This is a genomic window from Janibacter endophyticus (genome assembly GCF_016888335.1).
Taxonomy (GTDB): domain Bacteria; phylum Actinomycetota; class Actinomycetes; order Actinomycetales; family Dermatophilaceae; genus Marihabitans; species Marihabitans endophyticum.
Map to the genome: position 1 here is coordinate 489,118 of NZ_JAFEJG010000004.1, position 13,975 is coordinate 503,092.

At 71.5% G+C, this 13,975-nt stretch carries 14 protein-coding genes; 5 read left to right on the forward strand and 9 right to left on the reverse strand.

What is annotated here, in order from left to right; all coding sequences use genetic code 11:
• Nucleotides 1–47: 47 nt before the first annotated feature.
• The 3 genes from JNO54_RS14705 to JNO54_RS02390 all read right to left on the reverse strand — a co-directional run bounded on the left by JNO54_RS14705 (nucleotide 48) and on the right by JNO54_RS02390 (nucleotide 2,689).
• Nucleotides 48–725, reverse strand: a complete 678-nt coding sequence (locus tag JNO54_RS14705) for a class F sortase (protein ID WP_204142450.1) — start codon at nucleotides 723–725, stop codon at nucleotides 48–50.
• 5 nt (nucleotides 726–730) lie between these two features.
• A complete protein-coding gene (locus JNO54_RS02385) occupies nucleotides 731–1,552 on the reverse strand; it encodes a DUF4397 domain-containing protein (RefSeq protein WP_233703154.1) in 822 nt (273 codons plus the stop codon).
• 147 nt (nucleotides 1,553–1,699) lie between these two features.
• Nucleotides 1,700–2,689: a hypothetical protein gene (locus JNO54_RS02390; RefSeq protein ID WP_204142451.1), complete on the reverse strand. Its 990-nt coding sequence runs from the start codon at nucleotides 2,687–2,689 to the stop codon at nucleotides 1,700–1,702.
• A 154-nt stretch (nucleotides 2,690–2,843) separates the two neighbouring features.
• Here JNO54_RS02390 and JNO54_RS02395 point away from each other — a divergent pair, with 154 nt between their 5' ends.
• Together JNO54_RS02395 and JNO54_RS02400 are read left to right on the forward strand one after the other, a co-directional pair.
• Nucleotides 2,844–3,362: a peptidylprolyl isomerase gene (locus tag JNO54_RS02395; RefSeq protein WP_204142452.1), complete on the forward strand. Its 519-nt coding sequence runs from the start codon at nucleotides 2,844–2,846 to the stop codon at nucleotides 3,360–3,362.
• 28 nt (nucleotides 3,363–3,390) lie between these two features.
• Complete coding sequence (locus JNO54_RS02400) at nucleotides 3,391–4,248, forward strand: rhomboid family intramembrane serine protease (RefSeq protein ID WP_204142453.1); 858 nt, start codon at nucleotides 3,391–3,393, stop codon at nucleotides 4,246–4,248.
• A gap of 268 nt (nucleotides 4,249–4,516) precedes the next feature.
• On the opposite strand, the gene JNO54_RS02405 is transcribed toward JNO54_RS02400, so the two are convergent.
• Nucleotides 4,517–4,849, reverse strand: a complete 333-nt coding sequence (locus JNO54_RS02405) for a cell division protein CrgA (RefSeq protein WP_307818018.1) — start codon at nucleotides 4,847–4,849, stop codon at nucleotides 4,517–4,519.
• 104 nt (nucleotides 4,850–4,953) lie between these two features.
• On the opposite strand from JNO54_RS02405, the gene JNO54_RS02410 reads away from it, so the two are divergent.
• From JNO54_RS02410 to JNO54_RS02420, 3 genes are read left to right on the forward strand one after another with little or no spacing between them, the layout of a single operon-like run.
• Nucleotides 4,954–5,727, forward strand: coding sequence for a DUF881 domain-containing protein (locus JNO54_RS02410; RefSeq protein ID WP_307818019.1), 774 nt, complete (start codon nucleotides 4,954–4,956; stop codon nucleotides 5,725–5,727).
• 21 nt (nucleotides 5,728–5,748) lie between these two features.
• Nucleotides 5,749–6,405 carry an aminodeoxychorismate/anthranilate synthase component II gene (locus JNO54_RS02415; protein ID WP_204142455.1) on the forward strand — a complete coding sequence of 219 codons (657 nt, stop codon included), beginning with the start codon at nucleotides 5,749–5,751 and terminating at the stop codon, nucleotides 6,403–6,405.
• 5 nt (nucleotides 6,406–6,410) lie between these two features.
• Nucleotides 6,411–7,421 carry a YihY/virulence factor BrkB family protein gene (locus JNO54_RS02420; protein ID WP_204142456.1) on the forward strand — a complete coding sequence of 337 codons (1,011 nt, stop codon included), beginning with the start codon at nucleotides 6,411–6,413 and terminating at the stop codon, nucleotides 7,419–7,421.
• Here the strand turns inward: JNO54_RS02420 and pknB are convergent.
• The 5 genes from pknB to JNO54_RS02445 all read right to left on the reverse strand — a co-directional run bounded on the left by pknB (nucleotide 7,418) and on the right by JNO54_RS02445 (nucleotide 13,938).
• The gene (gene pknB, locus JNO54_RS02425) at nucleotides 7,418–9,313 is read right to left on the reverse strand and encodes a Stk1 family PASTA domain-containing Ser/Thr kinase (RefSeq protein WP_307818020.1); all 1,896 of its coding nucleotides are present in this window, start codon (nucleotides 9,311–9,313) and stop codon (nucleotides 7,418–7,420) included. The genes JNO54_RS02420 and pknB overlap by 4 nt on opposite strands.
• 67 nt (nucleotides 9,314–9,380) lie before the next feature.
• Nucleotides 9,381–10,835, reverse strand: a complete 1,455-nt coding sequence (locus JNO54_RS02430) for a peptidoglycan D,D-transpeptidase FtsI family protein (RefSeq protein ID WP_204142457.1) — start codon at nucleotides 10,833–10,835, stop codon at nucleotides 9,381–9,383.
• Nucleotides 10,832–12,217: an FtsW/RodA/SpoVE family cell cycle protein gene (locus JNO54_RS02435; RefSeq protein WP_204142458.1), complete on the reverse strand. Its 1,386-nt coding sequence runs from the start codon at nucleotides 12,215–12,217 to the stop codon at nucleotides 10,832–10,834. Before JNO54_RS02435 ends, JNO54_RS02430 begins: the two co-directional genes overlap by 4 nt.
• Nucleotides 12,205–13,452 carry a Stp1/IreP family PP2C-type Ser/Thr phosphatase gene (locus JNO54_RS02440; RefSeq protein WP_204142459.1) on the reverse strand — a complete coding sequence of 416 codons (1,248 nt, stop codon included), beginning with the start codon at nucleotides 13,450–13,452 and terminating at the stop codon, nucleotides 12,205–12,207. Before JNO54_RS02440 ends, JNO54_RS02435 begins: the two co-directional genes overlap by 13 nt.
• A gap of 3 nt (nucleotides 13,453–13,455) precedes the next feature.
• Nucleotides 13,456–13,938 (reverse strand): FHA domain-containing protein FhaB/FipA, encoded by a 483-nt coding sequence (locus JNO54_RS02445; protein ID WP_204142460.1) that lies wholly within the window; start codon nucleotides 13,936–13,938, stop codon nucleotides 13,456–13,458.
• Between the last annotated feature and the right edge of the window lie 37 nt (nucleotides 13,939–13,975).

Here is a 13,975-nt window from a genome sequence, read left to right on the forward strand (position 1 = left end):
CCTCGTGGGGTGGCGGGATGGGTGCACATGGCCGATGCTATCCGGGCTCAGGACCTGAGCGGTTCTGCGACGGCGATGACGTTGTCCTCGTAGTGCCCGGTCGCCGGGTCGAAGTCGCCGCCGCACGTGACGACGTGCAGCGCCGGCGGGCCCTCGCGGCGGAAGAGGCGGTCGACGTCCAGCTCCTCCTTGCCGGCCGAGTAGACCGCCTTCACCCGGTAGGTGCTGCGCTCCTCGCCCGTGGTCACGGTGATCACCTCGCCCGCCCGCACGTCGCGCAGCCGCGCCAGCGGTCCGGGGCCGAGCTCCTTGCTGTCGACGTGGGCGGTGATGACGGTGGCCCCGTCCTCCCCCGGTCCCGGGCCGTACCGGTACCAGCCGGCGGTGGCCGGGTCGTCCGGGACCACCATCGCGCCCCGCTCGCCCACCCCGACGGGGACGACCCTCAGGGCCGCCCCGATCGCCGGGATAGACAGCCGGGTGGGCGGGGAGGGGGTGGTGGGCCGGCTCTCGAGCGGGGAGTCTGGCGGTGCAGCGCCGCGGGCTGTGCCGCTGGGCGTGGCGGCGGTGGCGGTGGGGTGGGCTGCCTCGCCGGCGACGGCAGCGTTGACGACGGCGGGGTCGTCCGAGGACGGGCGGGTCAGCCAGAGCAGCACCGCCCCCACGAGGACGACGGTCAGCAGGGCCAGACCGGCGCGGCCTCGTGGGGTGCGGTGCGTGCTCATCGGGCTCAGGCCCTCTGACGGGCCGTGCGGCGGGTGGCGCCCAGCACGAGTCCGCCCGCGGCCAGAGCGCCGAGGGCGACCATGCCGTAGCGGGCTGCCTCGTCGGCCGCGGCGACCTGGCCGCCCTCGCCCGAGGGAACCCCGGTGGGGGCGGAGTGCATGCCCGTGATCGACTGCGTGGCCAGCTGGAGGGTCTCCTCCTCGGCGCTTCCCCACGCGTAGACGATGGTGTGGGTGCCTTCGGCGAGGTCGAGGTCGGCCGGGCCGAGCGCGACCGTGTCGGTGCCGGCGAGCACGACGTCGGCCTTGATCGTGCCGGCTGCCAGGTCGGCCGAGACCTCGTCGGGGTTGGTCAGGCCGGGGAAGGCGACCTCGCCGTTGGCTCGCACGTCCACCGCGGGGGCGGCCGCGGTGTGGCGAACGGTGAGTCGGGACTTCCCGGCGGCGATCGGCTTCGTGTCGTTGACGAAGGGGGTCAGGGCCGGGTTGCCGTCAGCGTCCAGGTGGGCGACAACCGTGATGTTCGCCCCGGCCGGGACGGTGACGTCCTGGGCCTCGATGATGGCATCGCCGTCAGCGCCGGCGTCCGGGGCGGTGACCTTGAGGTCGTACTCACCCTCGGGGAGGGCCTGCGGGTCGGTGAGCGTGCCGGGCTTGAAGTCCTCGAGCAGGACATCCCCGTTGACGTAGACGTCGACCGTGGCGCCGGGGACCCCGTGCAGGATCGAGACGTGGGCGTCATCGGCTGCGTGAGCCGGAGCCGCGGCGGTCAGACCGACGAGGGCCATGGCGGCGGTGGCACCGAGGGTGCGGGCGGTGGTGAGCATGATGACCTCCTGTGTGGGGGCGCCGTGTGCGCCCTTCACCCTCTACTTCCGTCCATGGCGCGCTGCCGGATGCACCTGATCCCAACTTTTTTGCCAGCACGACGAAGGGGGCCGCCCGGATCACCCGGACGGCCCCCTTCGTGCGACTCAGCGGTTGTCGTCGCTACCGAGGTGCTCGGTGTGGACGTCGGCCTGCTTGGAGTCGTCGGCGACCGACGGGACCGAGGAGTCACCGGCCCAGTCCTGGGCGCTGCTCCAGGCATCGCCGTCCTGGGGCGCGCCGGCCTCGGCGGGGTTGTCCGAGGCGAGGTCGTCGATCTCCTCGGAGGTCAGCGGGCGGGTGCCACCGAGCTCGCCGGTGGCCAGTCCGTCGTCCGGGGTGGACGCGTCGACCTCGGTGACCGAGGCACCGTCGATCGCCTCGTCGGTCGCGAGCGCGTCGGCGGCGAGCGGGGCGCTCACGGCCGGGGCAGCGGCGGCAGGGGCCGAGGCGGCGAGGCTGGACTCACGGCCGGTCTCGGGCGCCTTGTACGGGTCGCCCGCCGGCACGGCCCACGGGTCCTTCTTCGGGGCCTGCTGCTTCTTGGCGACGTAGGCGGCGGCGCCACCGGCGACCAGCGCGAGGAGGAAGAGCTTCCAGCCCTTCTTCTTCTTCTGACGCTTGCCCTTGAGGGCCTCCATCGCGGCGTGCGCGTCACGGTCGTCCTTGAGCGCGGCGAAGGCCTCGGGGGCCCGCTTGCCGGTCTCGTCGGCGATGTTCTTGCCCGCGACGGCACCTGCGGCAGCCAGACCCGCGGCGGTCTCCACGACCTTGGGCAGGATGTCGTCGACAACGGTGCTCTTGAGGTGGTGCGCGTCGCTGCGGGCACGCTTGCCGGCCTTGCGGGCGTCCTTGCGCAGGACCTTGCTCTTCTTCTTCGCGTCCTTGCGCGCCTGCTTGCGGGCGTCGGCGGCCTGGGCCTTGAGCTCCTGGCCCCTCGCGGCGGCGGCGGCCCCTGCGACCGATGCCTTCTCGCTGCCGACCTCGGCGCGCTCGGCCACCTTGTCGATGAGCGTGTGGATCTTCTCCACACCCGACTCGGCACCTTCGTGGGCAACGACGCGCCCCTTCTCGACCTTGCTCTGCGTACGGAACACCGGTCCTCCTTCAGGCTGTGGGGGTTCCCTTTACCTCCCCCATCCTGCCCCGGATGGCTCCCGGGATCGGAGGTCGGGGGGAGGGAAATCGGTGAACTTCTCCCCGGGTGGTGCCGATCAGGCTCCTGTCAGACCCCTGTGCCAAGATCGGGGCATGCAGGCGATCCTTCACACCAACCACGGCGACGTCACCATCGAGCTCTTCCCCCACGCCGCCCCGAAGACCGTTGAGAACTTCGTGGGCCTGGCGCAGGGCACCAAGGAGTACAAGGACGACGCGGGCCGTACCAGCCCGACCCCGTTCTTCGACGGTCTGACCTTCCACCGCATCATCCCCGGCTTCATGATCCAGGGTGGCTGCCCGCTCGGGGAGGGCTTCGGCGGCCCCGGCTACGCCTTCGACGACGAGCCCCACCCGGACCACACCTTCGACAAGCCCTACCAGCTCGCCATGGCCAACGCCGGCAAGCGGATGGGCAAGGGCACCAACGGTTCTCAGTTCTTCATCACCGTCGCCCCGACCCAGTACCTCTACGGCAAGCACACCGTCTTCGGTGAGGTCGCCGACGGCCCGAGCCGCGAGGTCGTCGACAAGATGGCGGGCGTCCCCACGGGTGCCAACGACAAGCCGATCGACCCGGTGGTCATCGAGTCCGTCGAGATCGTCGACTGACCTGACTCGCCCCCCTTCGTCGACGCCGATGACCCAGCCGCACGACCCCGCTCCCACCTGCCCGCGGCACCCCGAGCGGGTCAGCTACGTCCGGTGCCAGCGGTGCCGGCGCCCGGTGTGCGGCGACTGCCAGCGGCAGGCCGCCGTTGGCATCCAGTGCGTCGACTGCGTGCGCGAGGCGTCCCAGGCCGACCGGCCGCAGGTCACTGCGGTCGGCGGCCGGGCCCCGCGCACCGACACCCCCGTCCTGACGATCGCGATCATGATGATCTGCGCTCTCGTGTATGTCGGAGAGCTGGCCTCGCCCCGCGTCTACGGCGACGGGGCACTGGCACCCTTCATCGCGACCCACGAGCCGTGGCGGATCCTCACGTCGGCGTTCCTCCACTCGCCGAGCCAGATCTTCCACATCCTCTTCAACATGTTCGCCCTGTGGATGATCGGGCCTTACCTGGAGACCCTCCTCGGGCGGGCGCGTTTCCTCGGGCTGTACCTCGTCTCCGCGCTGGCCGGCTCGATCACCTACCTGCTCTTCCAGCCGACCGACTCGACGCAGGGTGTCGTCGGGGCGTCGGGGGCGGTCTTCGGCCTCTTCGGTGCGTTCGTCGTGCTGCAGCGTCACCTCGGTCGTGACTCCTCGGCGATGATCGGCACGATCGCGATCAACGCGGTCCTCGGCTTCGTCATCCCCAACGTCGCCTGGCAGGCGCACCTCGGCGGTCTCGTCGCCGGCGCCGTCATCGCCGCGATCCTCACGACGGCCCGCAAGCGGCGCAGCGCGACGATCGCGTGGGCCGGCATCGGCGCGGTGGCCGTCCTGAGCATCGCGCTCTTCGTCCTGAAGTACGTCGTCATCTCGCCGGCGCCGGTGCTCATCTCGGGCTGAGCCAACCCTCCTCGCTCCGGTGACTCTCCCCATCGCACGAGCCAAGGCTCGTGCGCGTTGTCCACAGGTTTCTGGGGACGGCGGTGTGGACGGCGCGATCACCGAGGGACGAAGCCCCAGTTATCCACAGGCTTGTTCACAGCTGGGGACAAATCACACCCGTGTAATCCGCACGAGCCTTGGCTCGTGCGAGAGAGGGAGGGGGCGGTCAGGGTTCGCACGAGCCTTGGCTCGTGCGAGAGGGGGGGGTGGGGTCCGTGAGGGCGGGCTACTTCCAGCGGGTGGTCATCGCGAAGCCGGCCATCATCAGGGTGAACCCGGCCCCGAGGTTCCACCGGCCCCAGGACTCGACGGGGTACTGCTCCTGGGTGATGTAGTAGGTGACCACCCAGATCAGGCCGACGAGCATGAGACCGAGCATCACCGGCACGAACCAGCTGGGGTTGCCGATCTTCTGCGCCTTGGGCTTGTCCCGCCTCACCGGCCGCGTCGTCCCGTCGACCGCCGCGCGCTTGCTCGGGTCACCGGAGCGCCGGGCCTTCGTCGCCTCCGACACCTCGCCGCTCATCTTGTCGGCCGGCTTCTCGTTCGACGCAGCCACGTCTGATGCTCCTCGTCCACGGGGGAGGGGCGCCTCCACGGCGCCCCCAGGTCTGTGGCTTAGCGTAGATGCTGACCGGCAGCAGACGAGGAGAGGAGGGCGCCGTGGGAGAGTCGAGCACCCGACGCGACCGCCTCCGGAGCTGGTTCCTCGACCACCGGCCGTCCCGCTGGTCCGCCGGCGTCCCCGTCATCGCCCTCTGCGCCGGGCTCCTCTTCGCGACGAGCGGCACCGCCGCCAAGGGTGGCGACCTGCGCTCCGAGGTGACCACCCTGCCGGGTCTCATCCGCGAGCGCACCCACGACAACGCCCTCAAGGCCCGTCAGGTCGAGGACCTGCAGGCCACGGTCAGCGCCCTCACCGAGGAACGCGCCCCCCGGACGAGCGAGGCCGAGCGGCTCTCCCGCGACATCGCCGGGCTGAGGCACGGCACCGGCTTCGGCGAGGTGAGCGGCCCGAGCGTGACGGTGAGCCTCGACGACGCCCCGCTCGACTCCGACCAGATCCCCGAGGGCTTCGACGTCGACGACGTCGTCGTCCACCAGCAGGACGTCCAGGGCGTCGTCAACGCGCTGTGGCGCGGTGGTGCCGAGGCGATGATGATCATGGACCAGCGGATCATCTCGACGAGCGCTGTCCGGTGCGTCGGCAACACCCTGATCCTCCAAGGACGCGTCTACTCACCCCCCTTCGTCATCACGGCGGTCGGTGACCCGGCCGACCTGCAGGCCGCCCTCGACGCCGACCCGACCGTCTCGGTCTACAAGGAGTACGTCGCCCAGCTCGGCCTCGGCTACGAGGTGAGCTCGGCCGAGTCGACGACGCTGCCGGCCTATGCCGGGCAGAGCCAGCTCAAGCACGCCCGCGCCGTGCGCTGAGGCGCCCGGCATACTTGCCGGGTGAGCACCATTCTCGTCGTCGACAACTACGACAGCTTCGTCTTCACCATCGTGGGCTACCTCCAGCAGCTCGGCGCCGAGACGACCGTCGTGCGCAACGACGCGATCAGCGCGGCGGAGGGTGCCGACTTCGACGGCGTGCTCATCTCGCCCGGCCCCGGCACGCCCGAGGAGGCCGGGGTGTCCATGGCGATGATCGAGGCCTGCGCGGAGCGGGCCCAGCCGATGCTCGGTGTCTGCCTCGGCCACCAGGCGCTCGGCGTCGTCACCGGGGCGACGGTCGGCCGCGCCCCCGAGCTGCTCCACGGCAAGACCTCGCAGGTGCACCACCAGGGGGACGGCGTGCTCGCCGGCCTGCCCGACCCCTTCACGGCGACCCGGTACCACTCGCTGACGATCGACCCCGCGACCGTGCCCGACACCCTCGTGCCCACCGGGCACACCGAGAGCGGCATCATCATGGCCGCCCGGCACCGTGACCTGCCGCTGCACGGGGTGCAGTTCCACCCGGAGTCGGTCCTCACCCAGGGTGGGCACCGGATCCTCGCGAACTGGCTCGAGATCGTCGGCGACACCGGCGCCGTCGCCCGGTCCGAGGGCCTGAGCCCGCTCGTGCGCGATGCCGAGGGCGTCGCGCGGATGGTTGCCGCGGGCTGAGCGAGGTGAGCGAGCAGGGGAGCGACCCGACGGCGACGGGGGAGGACGACGCGATCGGCCGCTTCGACGCCTTCCAGCGCAAGCACACCGTGCTCGGCTTCCCCCTCGGCGTCGCCTACAAGTTCCTCGACGACTTCGGCGGCTACCTCGCGGCGCTCATCACCTACTACGGCTTCCTCTCGCTCTTCCCCCTCTTCCTGCTCTTCTCGACGATCCTCGGCCTCGTCCTCGAGGGCTACCCGCAGTGGCAGCAACGGATCCTCGACTCGGCGATCTCGGAGTTCCCCATCGTCGGCGAGGAGCTGCGCAAGACGGGGACGCTGAGCGGCAGCCCGATCGGCCTCGTCGTCGGCTCGGTGGCGGCGATCTACGGCGGTCTCGGCGTCGGTCAGGCCCTCCAGTACGCGATGAACACGGCGTGGATGGTCCCGCGCAACAGCCGCCCCAACCCCTTCCTCTCCCGCGCGCGGGGCGTGCTGATGATCTGCACGGCGGGGGTGGCGGTCGTCGCGACGAGCGTGCTGACCCAGGTCGCGAACCGGCTTGTCGTCGACGGCTGGGAGTCGATCGCCGTCGACCTCGGCTCGATCATCCTCAACACCGGCGTCTTCGTCCTGCTCTTCATCGTCGCGACGTCGAAGACGCTCACCCCGCGCCAGGTGCTGCCGGGTGCGGTCATCGCCTCGGTGCTCTTCTACCTCCTGCAGGGCGTCGGCGTCACCTACATCGGGACCGTCGTCGCCCGGGCGAGCGACCTCAACTCCGTCTTCGCCATCGTCTTTGGCCTGCTCGTCTTCATCTACAGCAACGCCGTCGTCGTGCTGCTGTGCGTCCAGCTCAACGTCGTCCTCGTCGAGCGGCTGTGGCCGCGCTCGCTGCTCACCGTCTTCACCGACGGGGTCGTCCTCACCGACGCCGACCGGCGCGCCTACGAGGGCCAGGTCAAGGCGCAGCGGCTCAAGGGGTTCCAGGAGATCTCGGTCGGCTTCGAGCGTCGCCACCCTGACGAGTCCTAGGGGGTCGGCGGGGTCGTCGGCTCCGGGTCGGGTGCCGTCGGTGACGAAGGGGGATCCGTCGGCGCCGTCGTCGGCGGTTCCTCCGGCTCGGTGGTCGTCGGGGTCTCGGTGGGCGTCGGCGTCTCGGTCCGGGTCCGGGTCACGGTCCGGTCCTGCGGGCGGGCGACGACGAGGACGACCTTCGTGCCCTGGTCGACCTTGCCGGCGCCGGGTCGCTGCTCGAGGATCTGCCCGGGGGGCTCGTCGGAGGCCTGCTCCTCCTCCGTGATCTCCAGCTCGAGGTCGTAGAGCAACGCGCGCACCTCGCTGACCTGCCGGCCCCTGAGGTCGGGCAGCTCCACCTTGCCGGTCGCGATGACGAGGTTGACCTTCGCGCCCTTCTCGACGGTCTCGTACTCGGAGGGGTTCGACGAGACGACCCGGTTCTTCGCCTGCTCGGGGCTGTCCTCGTTGGTGACCTCACCGACCTCGAGGCCCGCGTCGGTGAGCGCCTTCGTGGCCTCGGCCCGGGTCTTGCCGACGATCTGCGGCACCTGCGACTGCTCGGGACCGAGTGAGACCTTGTAGGCGATCGAGGTGCCCTCGGGCACCCGGGCACCGGCGTCGTGGCCCTGCTCGAAGACCTCGCCTGCCGGGGCCTGGTTGTTCTCCGAGGTCGCGTCACCGTCGAGCCCCAGCTCGTTGAGCTTGGCCTCCGCCGCGTCCTCGTCGAGCCCGACGAGCTGCGGGACGGTCACCACCGGGACGGGGTCCGGCTGGTTGGCGTCCCAGGCGTACCACCCGAGAGCGGCGATCGGGATGAGCAGGAGGAGGGCGAGCACCCAGCCCAGTCCGCGGCGGGGGCGCTGCGGCTCAGCAGCCAGCGGCTCGCGCACCGGGGCGAAGGTCGAGGTGTCACCGGTCACCCCTGCGCCGGCGGCGCCCGCGGCCCCGGCGGCCGGCAGCGCCATCGTCGGGTCGGCGGGTGCGCCGGAGCGGGTCTCGCCCGCCCCGAGGACGCCGGCCAGGGCCCCCTTCGCCAGGGCGCCGACCTGACGGCCCGAGCGGAAGGCGCGCAGGTCCTCGGCCATGTCGCCGGCGTCGGGGTAGCGGTCGTCGCGGTCCTTGGTGAGAGCGCCGGCGACGACGGCGTCGAGCGCGGGCGGCACGTCCGGCTCGAACGAGCTGGGCAGCGGGATGTCGGCGTTGACGTGCTGGTAGGTCAGGCTGATCGGCTCGCCGACGTAAGGGGTGCGGCCCGTGAGGAGCTCGAAGAGCAGGCAACCCACGGAGTAGACGTCGCTGCGGTTGTCGACGGTCTCGCCGCGGGCCTGCTCCGGGGAGACGTACTGGGCCGTGCCGATGACGGCCGCGGTCTGCGTCATCGTGGCCTGGGCGTCGGCGAGCGCGCGGGCGATGCCGAAGTCCATGACCTTGACCGAGCCGTCGGCACCGAGCATGACGTTGCCCGGCTTGATGTCGCGGTGGACGATGCCCATCCGGTGGCTGTACTCGAGGGCGTCGAGGACGCCTTCGCAGACCCGGGCCGCCTCGTCCGGGCTCAGCGGGCCCTCCTCGTTGAGGACCTCGCGCAGGGTGTGGCCCTCGACGAGCTCCATGACGATGTACGGGACAGCGAGCTCGGCCCCGCCGGACTCGGTCATGCGGTCCTCGCCGGAGTCGTAGACGGCGACGATCGAGCGGTGGTTGAGGCCGGCGACGGACTGGGCCTCGCGGCGGAAGCGGTGGAGGAAGGAGGCGTCGCGGGCGTGGTCGGTGCGCAGGATCTTGATGGCGACAGGTCGCCCGAGACGCGTGTCGTAGCCACGGTGGACCTCGGCCATTCCTCCCCGACCGATGAGCTCACCGAGCTCGTAACGGCCGCCGAGCAGCCGCGGGGTGGGAGTAGTCACGAGTTCCTCTCTTCCTGTGCGGCCATTGTCGCTGATCGGGCCACACGGAGCACGTGCGGTCCGTCGCTCACTCGAGCACCGCCCGCATCACGGCCGCGCTGATCGGTCCCGCGACCGAGCCGCCGTAGGCCTCGCTGCCGGCCCGGCCGCCGTCCTCCACGACGACGGCGACGACCACCTCGGGGTTGTCCGCCGGGGCGAAGCCGGTGAACCAGGCGTGCGGTGCCGCGCCGGCGGCGTGCTGGGCCGTGCCGGTCTTGCCGGCGACGCTCACGCCGGGCACCGCGGCCTGGCGGCCGGTGCCGGACTCGACGACGGCCGTCATCATGTCGGTCAGCTGGGCGGCGGTGTCGGGCTCGACGGCCCGGGAGAGCTGCTCGGGCTGGGTCTCGGAGATCACCGAGAGGTCGTCGCCCTGCACGCGCTCGACGAGGTAGGGGCGCATGACGATGCCGTCGTTGGCGACCCCGGCACTCATCATCGCGACCTGGAGCGGCGTGGTGCGCACCTCGTACTGACCGATCGCCGACTGCGCCTCCTGCGGGGGGTTGAGGTCGGCCGGGAAGATCGACGGGGTCACCGACATCGGGATCTCGAGCTTGTCGCCGAAGCCGAACTTCTCGGCCTGGTCGGCGACCGCGTCGCCGCCGAGCTCCATGCCGAGCCACCCGAAGGCGGTGTTGCACGAGTTCTGCATCGCGATGCGCAGGGTGACGCGGTCGTTCGGACCGCAGGGGCCGGGGCTGCTGTTCGGCAGGTCGGAGGTGGTCTGCGGCAGGTCGAGCCGGGCGGGGCCGGGGATCGAGGAGTCCTCGTCGAAGTCACCGGACTCGATGGCCGCGGCAGCGGTGACGACCTTGAAGACCGAGCCGGGCGGGTAGAGGTTGCCGGCGATGGCCCGGTTGACCATCGGCCGGGTCGGGTCGGAGGTCAGCCGCTCCCACGCCTTGGCGGCGTCGCCGCTCTTGTGGCTGACGAGGGGGCTCGGGTCGTACGACGGGGAGGAGTACATCGCGAGGATCGCCCCGGTGCGCGGGTCGAGCGCAACGACGGCGCCCTGCTGGTCGCCGAGGGCCTCCCGGGCGGCGCGCTGCGCCCTGGGGTTGATCGTCAGCTCGAGCGAGGCGCCCACGGGGCGCTTGCCGGAGAGGATGTCGGAGACGCGGCCGTAGAAGAGCCTGTCGTCGGTGCCGGTGAGCAGTGAGTTGGCGGCCCCTTCGAGGCCGCCGCCGGCGCCGTACTCGAAGGAGTAGTAGCCGGTGAGATGGGCGTAGAGCTCGGGGTCGCTGTAGACGCGCTGCCAGCGCAGCTCGTCGTCGGAGGGCTCCGAGCGGGCCAGCGGCTGGCCGTCGATGAGGATCTGGCCGCGTTCCTGCGCGTAGTTCTTCAGCGCGGTGCGGCGGTTGTCGGGTCGCTCGTTGATCGACTCGGCCCCGATGACCTGCAGCCAGGTCGAGGCGACCAGCAGCGCGACGAAGAGCGCAGCGGCGAGCGTGGAGAGGCGTCGGATGGGCTCGTTCACCCGGTCCTCACCACCTCGGTGGGGGCGTCCATCGACGCCGTGTCCAGCTCGGGCTCGGGGCGGCGCGCGTGGTCGCTGATCCGCAGCAGCAGGGCGGCAAGCGTCCAGTTCGCCAGCAGGGAGGACCCGCCGTAGGCGACGAAGGGGAGGGTGAGACCGGTGAGCGGGATGACCCGGGTGACACCACCGACGACGACGAAGACCTGGAGGGCGACGGTGAAGGCCAGGCCGGTGGCGAGCAGCTTGCCGAAGCCGTCGCGCAGGCCGATCGCCGAGCGCATGCCGCGCTCCACGAGGATCGCGTAGAGCGCGAGGATCGCCATGATGCCGACGAGCCCGAGCTCCTCGCCGAGGCTGCTGAAGATGAAGTCGGTCTCCGGCAGCGGGGTCGACCACGGCCGCCCCCGGCCGAGGCCGGTCCCGAGGAGGCCACCGGCCGACAGGCCCATGATGCCGCTGACCAGCTGACCGCACTTCTCCACCCCTTCGTCGCTGAAGGGGTCGAACCAGCACAGCACGCGGGTCTGGAGGTGGGAGAAGAGCCGGTAGGCGACGAAGGCGCCGGCCGCCGCGAGGGTCAGGCCGATCGCGATCCAGCTGATCCGCTCGGTCGCGACGTAGAGCATCGAGACGAAGAGGCCGAAGAGGAGCAGCGAGGTGCCGAGGTCGGTCTCGAGGACGAGGACGAGGACGGAGGCGACCCACGCGAGGAGGATCGGGCCGAGGTCGCGGCCACGAGGGAGGGTCATGCCGAGGACCTTGCGGCCGGCCAGCGCCAGGACGTCGCGCGTCTGGACGAGGTAGCCGGCGAAGAAGATCGCGAGCGCGATCTTGGCGACCTCGGCCGGCTGGAAGGTGAAGGGACCGATCTTGATCCAGATGTTCGCGCCGAAGGCGTCGTGACCGATGACCGGCAGGAGCGGCAGGAGCAGGAGGACGAAGCCGGCCAGGCCCGCGGTGTAGGTGTAGCGGCGCAGCACGCGGTGGTCGCGGAGCAGGACGAGCACCGCGAGCGCGATCGCCACGCCCAGCGCGGTCCACTGGAGCTGCTTGAGGGCCAGCCCGTCGCTGAAGTCGCGCCCGGCGGCGATGTCGAGCCGGTGGATCATCACGACCCCGATGCCGTTGAGCAGCGTGACGATCGGGAGGATCAACGGGTCGGCGTAGGAGGCCCGCCAGCGAAGGACGACGTGGAAGACGAGCGCGATGACGGCGAGCAGGCCCGCGTGGCCGAGGAGGCCGGCGGGGACCGAGCCGTTGGCGGCGACCTCGACGTTGACGTAGGCGAGGACCACCACCCCGATCGCCAGGGCGATGAGGAGGAGCTCGACGTTGCGGCCCCGCTTCGGGGCGATCGTCGTGACCGTCCTCAGCGACCGCATGGCTCTCCGGTGCTCCGCAGGGTCGCGCACCGCTTCGCGGCGACGCGCAGGTCGTCGACCTTCTTCTGCGCGTCGCGCTCGGAGTCGACGGTCACCGTCTCCTCGACGCTCGTGCGGTAGAAGTCGGGCAGGTCGGACAGGAGGACGTCGGTCTGGTCGACGGGGGAGGAGAGCGAGATCGGCCCGAGGTCGGAGGGGATGCCGCGGTAGATCGTCACCCGGCCCTCGGAGTCGCCGATGTAGTACTGCTGCTGGGTCCAGGCCCACGCGCCGTAGCCACCCGCGCCGAGGATCAGCGCCACGACACCGAGGGCGGCGAGCCGGCGCAGCCAGCGGCCCGTGCGCGAGGATCTGCCCTCCTCGGCGAGCTCGGGTCGCTCGTCGTCCTCGGTCTCGCGGGTCAGGGCGGCGGCCTTGGCGGCGGGGGTCGTGGGGACGGCCCGCGTCGCCGAGCTGCGCTGGGCGGCCGCGCCGACGACCTGCGGCTGGGTCGAGGGCGGCGTCGGGCCGGAGGAGTTGACGACGTCGGCGACGATCACGGTGACGTTGTCGGGGGCGCCGGCCTTGAGCGCGAGGGCGATGAGGTTGTCCGCGGTCTCGGCCGGGGAGAGCCCCGCGCTCAGCTGCTCCTCGATGGTGTCGCGCGCGACGAAGCCGGAGAGCCCGTCGGAGCACAGCAGGTAACGGTCGCCGATGCGGGCCTCGCGGGCACCGACGTCGGGCTCGTCGTCCTCGTCGCCGGTGAGCACGCGGGTCACGACTGAGCGCTGCGGGTGCGTGGAGGCCTCGTCCTCGGTGATCCGGCCCTCGTCGATGAGGGTCTGGACGAAGGAGTGGTCAGTGGTGATCTGGGTGAAGACCTCGTCGCGCAGCAGGTAGGCGCGGGAGTCGCCGATGTGGGCGAGGATCAGCTTGTTGCGGGCCCGCATGAGGGCCGTCGTCGTCGTCCCCATGCCGGTGAGCTCGCTGCGCTCCTCGGCGATCCGCGCGATCTCGCGGTTGGCCCGGGCGAGGGCGCGGCTCAGCTGGGTGCTCGCCTCGCCGGCCGCGAGCGAGTCGTGGTCGATCTCGACGAGCTCGGTGATGACGGTCGAGGAGGCGATGTCACCCCCGGCGTGCCCGCCCATGCCGTCGGCGACGACGAGCAGGTGCGGCCCGGCGTAGCCGGAGTCCTGGTTGTCCGAGCGGACGAGGCCGACGTCGGAGCGGGCTGCGTAGCGGAGGCCGATGGGCATCGATCAGCTCCGCAGCTCGAGGAGCGTCTTGCCGATGCGCACGGTCGTCCCGGCCTCGACGGGGATCGCCTCGCCGACGCGGAACTGCCCGATGAAGGTGCCGTTGGTGCTGCCGAGGTCCTCGACGAACCAGCCGTCCTCACCACGGATGATCCGCGCGTGCCGGCCCGAGGCGAAGTCGTCGTCGAGGACGAGGCTGCACTCGGGGTTGCGGCCGATGAGGACGCCCTTGTCACGCAGCGGCAGCCGCGTGCCGGTGAGCGTCCCGGAGGTGACGACGAGGTGGGTCGGGGTACGGGGGTTGCGCCGCGGTGAGGCGACCTTGTCCCCCTTCGCCCGGCCGTTGCCGGCCGAGGACGGACCGCTGCGGTTGATGACCCGGGTGCCGTAGAGGTCGGAGCGCAGCACCCCGGCGAGGGAGAGCACGAAGGCCCACAGGAGCACGAGCAGGCCGAGGCGCAGCACGGTGACGGTCAGCTCGCTCATTCACGCTCCTGTCTCGGGTCGGGCGGCGGGGCCGCTG